This window comes from Nocardia sp. NPDC055165 (assembly GCF_053606985.1).
In genome coordinates this window covers 304,525-317,217 of sequence record NZ_JBSGSS010000005.1, presented here as the reverse complement: position 1 = coordinate 317,217, position 12,693 = coordinate 304,525, and the positions used below count along the sequence as shown (strand labels likewise).

The following is a 12,693-nucleotide window of genomic DNA, read 5'->3' as shown; positions in this document are numbered from 1 at the left end:
TCACCGTTGTGCGGTTCGCTGTTCTTCCGAAGCAGCTAACAAAGCAAGTGCTTGGTAGGTTATCCTACCGAGGTGGGCGTGATCCAGACCTCAGATTCCGATACCGCGACTTCCGACGCGGAGTTTCGCGCGGAAATACGCGATTGGCTCGCCGAAAATCTTTCGGGCGAGTTCGCTGACCTGCGCGGCACCGGTGGACCCGGCCGCGAACACGAATTCTTCGACGAGCGGCTGGCCTGGGACCGCCACCTCGCCGCGGCGGGCTGGACCTGCCTCGGCTGGCCGGTCGAATACGGCGGTCGCGGCGCCAGTGTGCGTCAGCAGGTGATCTTCCACGAGGAATACGCCAAGGCCGACGCGCCGGCGCGGGTCTCGCACGTGGGCGAGGAACTGCTCGGCCCCACCGTGCTGGCCTTCGGCACCGAGGAGCAGAAGAAGCGCTTCCTGCCGGGCGTGCGCTCGGTCGGCGAACTGTGGTGCCAGGGCTATTCCGAGCCCGGCGCCGGTTCCGACCTGGCCGCCGTCTCGACCACCGCGCGCCTGGACGGCGACAAGTGGGTGATCAACGGCCAGAAGATCTGGACCTCGCTCGCGCACGTCGCCGACTGGTGCTTCGTCATCGCCCGCACCGAGCGCGGCTCGAGCCGTCACAAGGGCCTGTCCTATCTGCTGGTCCCGATGAACCAGCCGGGCATCGAAGTGCGGCCGATCGAACAGCTCACCGGCACCTCCGAGTTCAACGAGGTCTTCTTCGACGATGCCGTCACCGATGCAAACCTGGTGGTCGGCGCGCCGGGCGACGGCTGGCGAATCGCGATGGGCACGCTCACCTTCGAGCGCGGCATCTCCACCCTCGGCCAGCAGATCCGCTTCGCGCGCGAGCTCTCCGACATCGAAGATCTGGCCCGGCGCACCGGCGCCGCCGACGACCCGCTGATCGCCGATCGCCTCGATCGCGCCTGGGTGGGACTGCGGGTGCTGCGCGCGCACGCGCTGCGCACCATGAGCGAGGACCACGACGACGCGGGCGGCGCCTCGGTGTCGAAGTTGCTGTGGGCCAACTGGCATCGCGACCTCGGCGAACTGGCGATGGCCGTCCAAGGCGCGACGGGCCTGCTCACCGGCCCCGACGACATGACCGCATGGCAGCGGCTGTACCTGTTCAGCCGCGCCGACACGATCTATGGAGGTTCGAACGAAGTGCAGCGCAACATCATCGCCGAGCGTGTGCTCGGTCTCCCGCGAGAGGCACGCCCGTGAGTGAGCAGACCCATTCGGGCGCGAACAAGTCCCTGTCGATCGCGCCGGCTTCGATCCCCGGACACGGCCTGCTCGCGGGCCGGACGGCCGTGATCACCGCCGCCGCGGGCACCGGCATCGGCTCTGCGACCGCGCGCAGGCTCCTCGAAGAGGGCGCCGACGTGGTCGTCTCCGACTGGCACGAGCGCCGGTTGACCGAGACCGCCGAGCTGCTGGCCAAGGAGTTCCCCGAGCGCCGGGTCGGTGCCGTGGTCTGCGATGTCCGCGACACCGCGCAGGTGAATCAGCTGCTGGCCGACGCGGCCGCCGAACTCGGCCGGATCGACATCATGGTCAACAACGCGGGCCTCGGCGGTGAGACCCCGGTGGTCGACATGACCGACGAGCAGTGGGACCAGGTTCTCGACATCACCCTCACCGGCACCTTCCGCTGCACCCGTGCGGCGCTGGGGTACTTCCGCGGCGCGGGCCACGGCGGCGTGATCGTGAACAACGCCTCCGTCCTCGGCTGGCGTGCCCAGCACGGCCAGGCGCACTACGCCGCCGCCAAGGCGGGGGTGATGGCGCTGACCAGGTGCAGCGCGATCGAAGCCGCCGAATTCGGGGTGCGGATCAACGCCGTCGCGCCGAGCATCGCCCGCCACCCGTTCCTGGACAAGGTGAGCTCGACCGAGCTGCTCGACTCGCTCAGCGAGCGCGAGGCCTTCGGTCGCGCCGCCGAACCGTGGGAAGTAGCGGCGACGATCGCCATGCTGGCCAGTGACTACACCTCGTATCTGACCGGCGAGGTTGTCTCGGTGAGCAGCCAGCGCGCATGATCGCCGTGGCGGGTTCTCCGAAACCAAGCAAGTGCTTGGTTGTACGATGACGGGTGTGACCGCACCCGACACCGTGAAACGCACCCGCCGCGCCGAACTCCTCGACCTCGCCGCCGACCTGTTCGCCGAACGTGGACTGCGCGCCACGACGGTGCGCGATATCGCCGACTCGGCGGGCATCCTGTCGGGCAGTCTGTATCACCATTTCGACTCCAAGGAATCGATGGTCGACGAGATCCTGCGCGGATTCCTCGACGACCTGTTCGGTCGCTACCGCGAGATCGCGGGCGCGAGCATGAGCTCGCGAGACACCCTGGAGTCCTTGGTGATCGCGTCCTACGAGTCGTTCGACCGCCATCACGCCGCCGTCGCGATCTACCAGGCCGAGGCCAAGAACCTGCGCGACGCCGAGCGGTTCGGCTACATCCGCGACTTCAACACCGAGTTCCGCGACCTATGGCACCGCGTGCTCGCCGCCGGCGTGGCCGACGGCAGCTTCCGGCCCGAACTCGACGTGGAACTGGCCTTCCGCTTCCTGCGCGACACCGTGTGGGTCGCGGTCCGCTGGTACACCCCCGGTGGCCCGATCACCGTGCAAAACCTTGCCCAGCAATATCTCACCATCGTGCTCGACGGGCTGACCCTGCCCGGGAGCACCGCGAAATAGGAGTTCCATCATGACCGCATCCGCCGAGCGCCGCCCCTATGCCCCGTTGCGGGAGGCCTATGTGATCGATGCGGTGCGTACCGCGGTCGGCAAGCGCGGTGGCGCGCTGGCCGAGGTGCATTCCGCCGATCTCGGCGCGGCCGCGCTGCGTGGGCTCGTCGAGCGCACGGGCATCGACCCGGCCGTCGTCGACGACGTGATCGTCGGTTGTGTCGACAACCTCGGCCCGCAGGCGGGCAATATCGGCCGCACCATGTGGCTGGTCGCGGGATACCCCGAAGAGGTCCCCGGCGTCACCGTCGACCGGCAGTGCGGTTCCAGCCAGCAGGCGATCAACTTCGGCGCGCAGGCCATCATGAGCGGCACCGCCGAGGTCATCGTGGCAGGCGGCGTGCAGAACATGAGCGCCATCCCGATCGGCGCCGCCATGCTCGCGGCCAAGCCCTACGGCTTCGAGTCCTCGTTCATCGGCGCCAAGGGCTGGGACTCGCGCTACGGCACCGGCGAGGTCTCTCAGTTCAAGGGCGCCGAGATGATCGCCGAGAAGTGGGGCATCAGCCGCGAGGACATGGAGCGCTGGGCGCTGCAGAGCCATCAGCGCGCCAAGACCGCCATCACCGAGGGCCGCTTCGACAACGAGATCGTGCCGGTCGGCGACTTCACCGTCGATCAGGGTCCGCGCGAGACCAGCCTGGAGAAGATGGCGTCGCTGCAGCCGCTGTCGGAGGGCAGCCCGCTCACCGCGGCGGTGGCCAGCCAGATCTCCGACGGCGCCAGCGCCACCCTGCTCGCCTCGGAATGGGCGGTCAAGGAGTACGGCCTGACCCCGCGCGCCCGCATCCATCACGTCAGCGCGCGCGGCGCCGACCCGATCTTCATGCTCAGCGCGCCGATCCCGGCCACCCAGTGGGCGCTGGAGAAGACCGGCCTGACCATCGACGACATCGACGTCATCGAGATCAACGAGGCCTTCGCCCCGGTGGTGCTGGCCTGGATCAAGGAGATCGGCGCCGATCCCGCGAAGGTGAACGTCAACGGTGGGGCCATCGCGCTCGGCCACCCGCTCGGCGCGACCGGCGCCAAGCTGTTCGCCACCCTGCTCAACGAGCTCGAGCGGGTGAACGGCCGCTACGGCCTGCTCACCATCTGCGAGGGCGGCGGCACGGCCAACGTGACGATCATCGAGCGTCTGGACGCCGACAAGAAGTAGCTCCGCCGTTCGAAAAATGGTGGTCCTCGGCGGGTTTCGCCGGGGACCACTCTTCGTTCGCCACCATTGGGTCGCCACATCCCAGCGCCGCAGCGCGGCGGGCACGTCCGGCCCGGCGGGGGTGATTCATCCCACCTATGATGGCCTGGTGAAGGTGCTCGGTGCATGCCCGCTCGATTGCCCCGACGCGTGCTCGTGGGTGGTGACCGTCGAGGACGGGGTGGCCACGGGGCTGCGCGGGAACAAGGACCATCCGGTCACGCGCGGTGCGCTGTGCGTGAAGGTGAACCGGTATCTCGAGCAGGTCGGTGCGCCGGGCAGACTCCGGTATCCGATGCGCCGGGTGGGGCCGAAGGGGTCGGGCCAGTTCGAGCGGATCAGCTGGGACGATGCGCTCGACGAGATCGCCACGCGCGTCACCGGCATCATCGACGAATTCGGTGGTGAGGCGGTCTGGCCGTTCCACGGCACCGGCAGCCTGGGCTATATCCAAGGGCTGGAAGGCTTTCCGGGGCGCAGGATGTTCAACCTGCTCGGGGCGTCGCATCACGCGCCGACCATCTGCTCGGTCGCGGGCGGCACCGGCCTGCGCTACACCCTCGGCACCTCCGGCGGCATGGACCCCGAGGACTTCGCGCAGTCGAAACTGATCCTGCTGTGGGGCACCAACCCGCTCACCTCCGGCCATCATCTGTGGAAGTTCGTGCAGGACAGCGGCGCGTACCTGGTGTCGATCGACCCGGTGCGCACCAAGACCTCCGAACGCTGCGACGAGCACATCGCCCCGCTGCCCGGCACCGACGCCGCGCTGGCGCTCGGCCTGCTGCACGTGATCGTCTCGCTCGGCGCGCAGGACGAGGAGTTCATCGCCGAACACACCGAGGGCTGGCCCGAATTCCGGGACCGCATCACCGAATTCACGCCGGAACGCACCGCGGCGATCACGGGCGTTCCCGAAGATCAGATCGTCGCGCTCGGTGAAAGGATCGCGCGCACCAGGCCGACCGCGATCCGCGCCTCCCAGGGCATGCAGCGCCACGCCGGCGGCGGGATGGCCCTGCGCGTGCTCGCCTGCCTGCCCGGCGTCACCGGCGACTGGGCGATACCCGGTGGGGGACTGCACTATTCGACCAGCGGGCACTTCCGGCTCGACGAAGCCGCGCTGACCCGCGACGACCTGCTGGCGCACCCGGTCCGCACACTCTCGATGACCAGACTCGGTGAAGCCCTGCTCGAGACCGATGAGCCGCCGGTGAAGGCACTGTTCGTGATCGGGGCCAATCCGGTCGGCTCGAATCCCGACCAGCGTCGCGTGATCGAGGGGCTGTCGCGCGAGGACCTGTTCACCGTGGTCCTCGAGCACTTCGGCACCGACACCGTCGACTACGCCGACATCGTGCTCCCCGCCACGATGCAACCCGAGCACCTCGACGTGCTCGCCGGCTACGGCCACCTCTACCTGATCTGGAACGAGCCCGCTGTCGAGCCGCCGGGCGAATGCCTGTCCACGACAGAGACTTTTCGCAGACTCTCGCATCGGCTGGGTCTGACCGAACCGGCGCTGTACGACTCCGACGAAGAATTGGCCGGGCAGCTGCTGAAGGGCTACGACCTCGACCGGCTCAGGGCCGAGGGGTTCCTCAAGGTGCAGGCCGGTCCGGTGCCCGCAGGCAAGCTCCAGTTCGTCTCCGCCAGAGCGGAATCGGCGGGTCACGACCCGCTGCCGGACTACACACCCCCCGCCGATTCCGGCGACGGTCTGGTGCTGATCTCCGCCGCCTCGCACTACTTCCTGAACAGCTCCTTCGGCTCCAACCCGGAATTGCGGCGTCGCGCAGGCGAATCCAGCATCACCCTGCACCCCGGCGACGCCGCCGCGCGGGGCATCGCCGACGGCGCCGCGGTGGTCGTCTCCAACGATCGCGGCTCGTTCGAGGCCGTCGCCGAGGTATCGGACCGGGTGCGGCCCGGAGTCGCGGGCACCACCAAGGGCCGCTGGGCGAAGTTCACCGGCGGTGCCACCGTGAACGCCACGATCGCCGAACGAGATTCGGACTACGGCGGTGGCGCGGTGTTCCACGACAACCGCGTCGAGGTGCGCCCCCGCTGATCGCCGCGTTCAGAACTCGACGGCGTCGCGGATCAGCGGACAGGTCATGCAGTGGCCGCCGCCGCGGCCGCGGCCGAGTTCGGCGCCGACGATGGTGATCACCTCGACGCCTTCCTTGCGCAGGGCCGCGTTGGTGTGGGTGTTGCGGTCGTAGGCGAACACGACGCCGGGTTCGACCGCGACCAGGTTGTTGCCGCTGTCCCACTGCTGGCGTTCGTTGGCGTAGTAGCCGCCGCCGGTCTCCACCACCCGCAGCTTCGGCAGGTTCAGCGATGCGGCCACCACGTCGAGGAACGGCGCGGTCTCCTCGGTCACCTCGACACCGGGTGCGCGGTCGCTGGGCCGCAGGGAGAACGGGTGGATGTTGTAGACGATGTCGGGATACACCGTCACCAGGTCGCGGTCGGCGAAGGTGAACACGGTGTCGAGGTGCATGGCCGAGCGCAGCTTCGGCATCCCCGCCACGATCACGCGCTCGGCGGCACCGGCGGCGAACAGCGACGCGGCGACCTGGGTGATCGCCTGCCTGGACGTCCGTTCGCTCATCCCGACCAGCACCACCCCGTTGCCGACCGGCATCACATCGCCGCCCTCGAAAGTGGCCAGTCCCCAATCCTGTTCGGGATCTCCCCACCAGACCTTCGCGCCGGTGAAGTCGGGATGGAACGCGTAGATCGCCGCCATCAGCAGCGTCTCGTCGTGCCGGGCGGGCCAGTACAGCGGATTGAGGGTGACGCCGCCGTAGAGCCAGCAGGTGGTGTCGCGGGTGTAGAGCGTGTTCGGCAGTGGCGGCATCAGATACTCACGGACCCCGGCCTGCTCGCGCGCCAGCGCCAGGTAACCGGAACGGAATTCGGCGGGCAGGTCCGCGGTCGCGAGTCCGCCGATGAGGTAGGTCGCCAGGGTCCGGTCGTCCACCGAGTCCAGGTAGGCCCTGGTGTCGTCGATCAGCCCGAGCCCGACTTCGTTGGCCACGATCTTGCGGTCGAGAATCCAGTCCTTCGCGCCGGGCACGGCGAGGGTCTCGGCGAGCAGATTGTGCAGCTCGACCACCTCGACGCCGCGGTCGCGCATCTTCGTCATGAAATCGAAGTGGTCGCGCTTGGCGTTCTGCACCCACAGCACGTCGTCGAAGAGCAGGTCGTCGCAGTTGGTCGGAGTGAGCCGTTCGTGCGCCAGGCCGGGCGCACAGACCAGCACCTTGCGCAGCGTGCCGACTTCGGAATGGACGCCGAACGCGGTGGCGGGGGTTCCGGTCATTTCTGCTCCTCGAAAGATCGGGCGGACTCAGATCGAGATGGCGCCGGTCGCCAGGCCGACGATGCCGACAACAGCGCCGAGGGCGACGGCGCCGAACAGGACCGCCTCCCAGAGCGAGAAGATCCGCTTGCCCGCCTCGCGACGGGTCAGGGCGAACAGGATGGTGCCGGGCGCGTAGATGATGCACGACAGCAGCAGGAATTCGAGGCCGGCCGCGACGAGCATGAACGCGGTGTAGAAGGTGGCGACGAAGGCGATGACGAGCTCTTTGGTGCGGTCGCCCGGCTGGATCCGCTCGTAGGTCTCTCTGGTGTAGGCGAGTTTGAGCGCGTAGGCCGCGGCCAGCAGGTACGGCATCAGCGACAGCGAACTGCACAGCTTGAGGGTGAAGGTGAACGCGTCGTCGGAGAACAGCGTGGTGACCAGCACGATCTGGATCAGCACGGTGGTGAAGATCAGCGCGACCACCGGCACATTCGCGGCGTTGACCCGGGCCAGGAACGACGGCATGTCCCGGTCCTTCGCCGCCACGAACAGCACCTCCGCGGCCATCAGCGTCCAGGCCAGGTAGGCGCCGAGGACCGAGATGATCAGTCCGATACTGATGAACCAGGCACCCCAGGTACCGACGGCGGATTCGAAGACCGGCGACATCGACGGCTGCTGCGCCACGGCGAGTTCGTCACGCGGCATGATGCCGAACGACACCATGGTCACCGACGCGAAAATAGCCAGCACGCTGAGGAATCCGAGCACGGTGGCGCGACCGATGTCCTCGCGCTTGCGCGCGTACCTGGAGTACACGCTCGCACCCTCGATGCCGAGGAACACGAACACTGTCACCAACATGGTCGAACGCACCTGTTCGACCAGCGATTCGGAATACGCGTCGCCGCCCCAGAAGTTGTCGGCGAAGACACCGGGGTCGAAGTAGAACAGCAGCACCACGATGAACACCAGGATCGGCACCAGCTTGGCCACGGTGACGATCTGGTTGATGGTGGCGGCTTCCTGGATCCCGCGCAGCACCATGAAATGGAACGCCCAGATGCACACCGTCGACAGCAGCACCGCGGGAACGGTGTTGCCCTCACCGAAGATGGGCAGCACCTGCCCGAGGGTGGACTTGATCAGCACCCAGTAGCTGACATTGCCGACACAGGCGCTGGCCCAGTACCCGAACGCGGAGAAGAAACCGAGGTACTCACCGAAGCCGGCCTTCGCGTAGGCGTAGACACCGGCGTCGAGGTCTGGTTTGCGCACGGCCAGCGTCTGGAAGACGAACGCCAGCATCAGCATTCCGGTGCCGGCGATCGTCCAGGCGATGATCGCGCCGAATCCGCCGGTGGCCTGGCCGAAGTTGCGCGGCAGCGAGAAGACGCCCGCACCGACCATGGAGCCGACCACCATCGCCGACAAGGTCAGCAGCGGCATCTTCTTGGTCGCGGTCTGTTCCGAGGCTGTCATCGCGCTGCTCCTGCGGGTCGGTGTGGCGATGGGGCGGACACGGGCCGAGGGGCGCGGCGAGGAGGGTGGCAATCATCGCGCATACCGGCACCGTAGAGTCGTGGACCTGCCGTGAGAACTCGGCGTCCATGCGACCTCCCGGTGCGATGTCGATGTCCGGCAAACTTTAGGCGACCGGGCACCGTCGGGAGCGGGTTCGAGCGCGTGTCGCGACCACGAGACGCCCTGAACCGAAAATGCACCGGACCCGATGCGCACCTCGTGAGTGCGGCATCGGGTCCGGTGCTCGATCGCCCCCGTGGGACCGACGGTTGGCTCAGGGCCGTCGATCGGGGCGAGTTCGTGGCGGGAGCCGGGTACGGCTCCGGGTCAGTGGGCTTCGGCGGCGGACTCGACGGTGAGCGCCGAGACCGCCTCGATCCGGACGATGGCGTCGGCGACGATCCCGTCGATCAGCTCCGCCACCGTCGGCAGGCTGTCGATGATGCCGGTGACCTGGCCCGCGGGCAGCACGCCCGCGTCGGTGCGACCCTCGACGAGACCGGCCTTGGTCAGCATCGCCGAGTTCGCCGCCATCACGACCTGAGACCAGCTGAGGTCCTTGGTCTTTCGCATGGCCAGACCGTCACGCATCAGCGTCGACCATTTCATGCCGGTCATGCTCTTGAACTTGGCCGCGTTCGACACCGCCGCCGACAGGCCGCGCCAGCCGCCGGAGTGCTCGAGCTTGGTCACCAGTTCGGTGTTGAGCATCCGATGCGGCATGCCGTCGACCTTCACCGACACCACCGTGTCCCCGAGGCCGCGCGCCAGGTACTCCTGCTTCACGGCCTCGGGAACGGTGCTCTCCTGGGTGAGCAGGAAGCGGGTGCCCATCGCGACACCGGCCGCGCCGTAGGACAGCGCGGCGGCCAGGCCGCGACCGTCGAAGAAGCCACCCGCCGCGATCACCGGGATATCGACCGCGTCGAGCACCGACGGCAGCAGCAGCGTGGTGGCGACCGGGCCGGTGTGCCCACCGCCCTCACCGCCCTGCACGATCACCGCGTCGGCGCCCCAGGACGCCACCTTCACCGCGTGCTTGGCGGCACCGATCGACGGAACTACCACGACACCGGCGTCTTTGAGCCGGGCGATGAGTTCCTTCTTCGGCGCGAGCGCGAAGGACGCGACGCGTACCTGCTCGCGGATGAGCAGCTCGATGCGCTCGCCCGCGTCGGTGGCGTCGGCGCGGATGTTCACGCCGAAGGGTTTGTCGGTGAGCGACTTGGTCTTGGCGACCGCCGCCTCGAGCTCCTCGAACGTCATCGTCGCCGAGGCGAGAATGCCGAGTCCGCCCGCGTTGGCGGTGGCCGCGACCAGTCGTGGGCCGGCGACCCAGCCCATGCCGGTCTGTACGACCGGGTGCTCGATGCCGACCAGCTCGGTCAGCGGAGTCCGCAAGCGCGCGCTCATGCCGCTACTTCCTTCTCCCGGAAACCCTTGGGATCGAGCACGGTTCGGATGATCCGCAGCTCTTCCTCGGTCGGCAGCCTGGTCTCGCCCGCCGAACCCAGCTCGGCGATCTCGAAGGAGGTGTTCTCCGCGACCTCGGCCGCGCTCACGCCCGGGTGCAGCGACAGCGCGCGCAGGGTGTGGTCGGGACCGTTGAAGTCGAACACGCCCAGGTTGGTCACCACCCGGTGCAGATGATGGAAGCGGTACGCGGGGTTCTCGGGATCGATTCTGTCGTAACCGATTCCGGAGATGATGTCGACCTTCTCGACGAACACCCGGTTGTTGTGGCGGGGCACGAAGTAGCTGGTCGCGTGGTTGATGGTGTTGCCGGGCGCGCCACGCACACCGAACATCTGCCTGGTCGGCTGCTGGAGCGGACCGAAGGCCGACAGGTTCTGATTGCCGAACCGGTCGATCTGGTTAGCGCCCATCACCACATGGCGACGGCCCGAGGCGACCACGTCGAACACCCGGGAGAACGGAATCCAGCCCTCAACAGGGGCTTTGGCCCCGATCGCCGGTACCTCGGCGAAGAACAGCGCCTCGCCGTCGGACAGCAGCAGGTCGGGTTCGAAGGTGAGCCGGGCCAGCCGGGCGCCGATGGTGGTGACCGTCGACATCGGGCTGGCCATGATCTCACCGGCCCCGCGGAAGATCTCCGCGGCGGCGACGACGCAGACCTCGGCACGAGTAATTGTCATAGCTTCTGCTCCTCAGCGAACGCGGCTACCGCGGACTGGTATTCCTCTTCGGAGACATCCAGGTAGCGGGCCTTGAACTCGGCCCACGACTCCGGCGTCTTCGCGGCCGCCACATAGTGCTTCTGAAACTTCTCGTCGCGCCCGTAGCTGCCGGAGAAGGTGAAGTGCGCGCCACCGGGTGACTCCACCACACCGTCGACCAGCATGCGGTTGAGGATGATCGACTGTTGCGGAACGGCTTTCACCAGTTCCTCGGTCTCGACGATGCGATCCACCGAGACGTAGCGACGCTCCGCCGCCAGGCAGTACAGATCGTCGAAGTACGGGTCGACGCCCGTGTAGGCGGCGTTGCCGTGCTTGTCGGCCAGATCCAGGTGCACGAACGACGCGTCGAGATTCAACGCCGGCATCGCGACCAGGGTCTCGACGCGACCGTCGGCGGCGGGATACGGCGACGCGACGGTCTTCAGCTCGCCCTCCCAGAAGTCGAGCACCGCCGATCCGAGCCCGGCCCGGATCGGCAGGAAGGGCAGTCGCGCGGCGGCCGCTTGCAGCCCGCACTTCACCATCCCCTCGTCCATCTCGCGCACGGTGATCGCGCCCTCGGTGCGCGCCTTCGCGAACCACGGGTCGTAGAACGGCGCCGAATCCAGCGACACGAATCCGTAGTACGCCTTGCGGACCTTGCCCGCCGAACACAGCAGACCCAGGTCGGGGCCGCCGTAGGTGACCACGGTCAGGTCGGTGACGTCGGAGCGCAGCAGGGCGCGCACCAGCGCCATCGGCTTGCGTCGTGAACCCCAGCCGCCGATCCCGATGGTCATGCCGCTGCGCAGCTCACCGACCACCTCGTCGAGGGTCATTCTCTTGTCGCGCATGGCTTTCAGCTCTCCTTCTTCTGCGCGGCGAGATCGTCGTCGAAGCGCGCCCTGATCTCGTCGGCGACACCGGCGAGGTTGAGCTCCATCGTGAAGCCCTGCTCGTAGCGGTAGGAACGGTGCACGTCCTGCACGTCGATGCCGTTGAGCGCGCGTTTGGCGGCGCGGATCACGCGGCCGTCCTTGTTCGCGATGTTCTTCGCCACGTCCATCGCGGCGGCGTCGAGTTCGGCGCGCGGCACCACCTTGTACACCGAGCCGAAGTGGTGCAGCTGCTGGGCGGTGAGCTTGCCCGCGGTGTAGAACATGGTGCGCATCAGGTGCTGGGGGACCAGCCGGGACAGGTGCGTGGCGGCGCCGAGCGCGCCACGGTCCACTTCGGGCAGGCCGAAGGTGGCGTCGTCGGAGGCGACGATGACGTCGGAGTTGCCGACCAGGCCGATGCCGCCGCCGAGGCAGAAGCCGTTCACTGCGGTGACCACGGGCACCTCGCAGTCGTAGACCGCGGCGAAGGCGTCGAAACAGCCGTGGTTGGCGCGGATCAGCGCGGTATGGCCGACGTCGGCGTTCATCTCCTTGATGTCGACGCCCGCGTTGAATCCGCGGCCCTCCGCGCGCAGCACGACCACCCGGGTCTCCTGGTTGCGGCCCGCTGCCCGGACGGCGTCGGCCAGTGCGAACCAGCCGTCCGAGGGCAGGGCGTTGACCGGCGGGTAGTCGACTGTGACGACCTCTACCCCGTCGGCTTCGGTGTGACGGTTTATCCCCATCGCGATGTCTCCTCGTGCGCGCCCCGGCGAACCCGAGACAAAGCAAGCAATTGCT

11 protein-coding genes are annotated in these 12,693 nt (G+C 68.0%); 5 read left to right on the top strand and 6 right to left on the bottom strand.

Annotated features, from left to right (window positions below; all coding sequences use genetic code 11):
* Positions 1-72: 72 nt before the first annotated feature.
* The 5 genes from ACWFRF_RS13435 to ACWFRF_RS13415 all read left to right on the top strand — a co-directional run bounded on the left by ACWFRF_RS13435 (position 73) and on the right by ACWFRF_RS13415 (position 6,065).
* Positions 73-1,260, top strand: coding sequence for an acyl-CoA dehydrogenase family protein (locus tag ACWFRF_RS13435; RefSeq protein ID WP_379312271.1), 1,188 nt, complete (start codon positions 73-75; stop codon positions 1,258-1,260).
* Entirely contained in the window at positions 1,257-2,078 is an 822-nt protein-coding gene (locus ACWFRF_RS13430; RefSeq protein ID WP_452450138.1) for an SDR family oxidoreductase, read from the top strand. The genes ACWFRF_RS13435 and ACWFRF_RS13430 overlap by 4 nt, the downstream gene beginning before the upstream one ends.
* Before the next feature lie 46 nt (positions 2,079-2,124).
* On the top strand, positions 2,125-2,745 hold the full coding sequence (locus tag ACWFRF_RS13425) for a TetR/AcrR family transcriptional regulator (protein ID WP_378990668.1): 621 nt from the start codon (positions 2,125-2,127) through the stop codon (positions 2,743-2,745).
* A 46-nt stretch (positions 2,746-2,791) separates the two neighbouring features.
* Positions 2,792-3,955: an acetyl-CoA C-acetyltransferase gene (locus tag ACWFRF_RS13420; protein WP_378990805.1), complete on the top strand. Its 1,164-nt coding sequence runs from the start codon at positions 2,792-2,794 to the stop codon at positions 3,953-3,955.
* 148 nt (positions 3,956-4,103) lie between these two features.
* Positions 4,104-6,065, top strand: coding sequence for a molybdopterin-containing oxidoreductase family protein (locus tag ACWFRF_RS13415; protein ID WP_452450136.1), 1,962 nt, complete (start codon positions 4,104-4,106; stop codon positions 6,063-6,065).
* A gap of 9 nt (positions 6,066-6,074) precedes the next feature.
* Here ACWFRF_RS13415 and arcA read toward each other — a convergent pair whose 3' ends face one another.
* The 6 genes from arcA to ACWFRF_RS13385 form a co-directional block, all read right to left on the bottom strand.
* A complete protein-coding gene (gene arcA / locus ACWFRF_RS13410) occupies positions 6,075-7,325 on the bottom strand; it encodes an arginine deiminase (protein WP_378990664.1) in 1,251 nt (416 codons plus the stop codon).
* Between the two features lie 27 nt (positions 7,326-7,352).
* On the bottom strand, positions 7,353-8,792 hold the full coding sequence (locus ACWFRF_RS13405; protein ID WP_452450135.1) for a basic amino acid/polyamine antiporter: 1,440 nt from the start codon (positions 8,790-8,792) through the stop codon (positions 7,353-7,355).
* A gap of 369 nt (positions 8,793-9,161) precedes the next feature.
* The gene (locus ACWFRF_RS13400; RefSeq protein ID WP_378990662.1) at positions 9,162-10,247 is read right to left on the bottom strand and encodes an NAD(P)H-dependent flavin oxidoreductase; all 1,086 of its coding nucleotides are present in this window, start codon (positions 10,245-10,247) and stop codon (positions 9,162-9,164) included.
* Positions 10,244-10,990: a CoA-transferase subunit beta gene (locus ACWFRF_RS13395; protein WP_378990661.1), complete on the bottom strand. Its 747-nt coding sequence runs from the start codon at positions 10,988-10,990 to the stop codon at positions 10,244-10,246. The genes ACWFRF_RS13400 and ACWFRF_RS13395 overlap by 4 nt, the downstream gene beginning before the upstream one ends.
* Positions 10,987-11,877, bottom strand: coding sequence for a CoA transferase subunit A (locus ACWFRF_RS13390; protein ID WP_266297857.1), 891 nt, complete (start codon positions 11,875-11,877; stop codon positions 10,987-10,989). The genes ACWFRF_RS13395 and ACWFRF_RS13390 overlap by 4 nt, the downstream gene beginning before the upstream one ends.
* Positions 11,874-12,638, bottom strand: coding sequence for an enoyl-CoA hydratase family protein (locus ACWFRF_RS13385; RefSeq protein WP_056818882.1), 765 nt, complete (start codon positions 12,636-12,638; stop codon positions 11,874-11,876). Before ACWFRF_RS13385 ends, ACWFRF_RS13390 begins: the two co-directional genes overlap by 4 nt.
* Between the last annotated feature and the right edge of the window lie 55 nt (positions 12,639-12,693).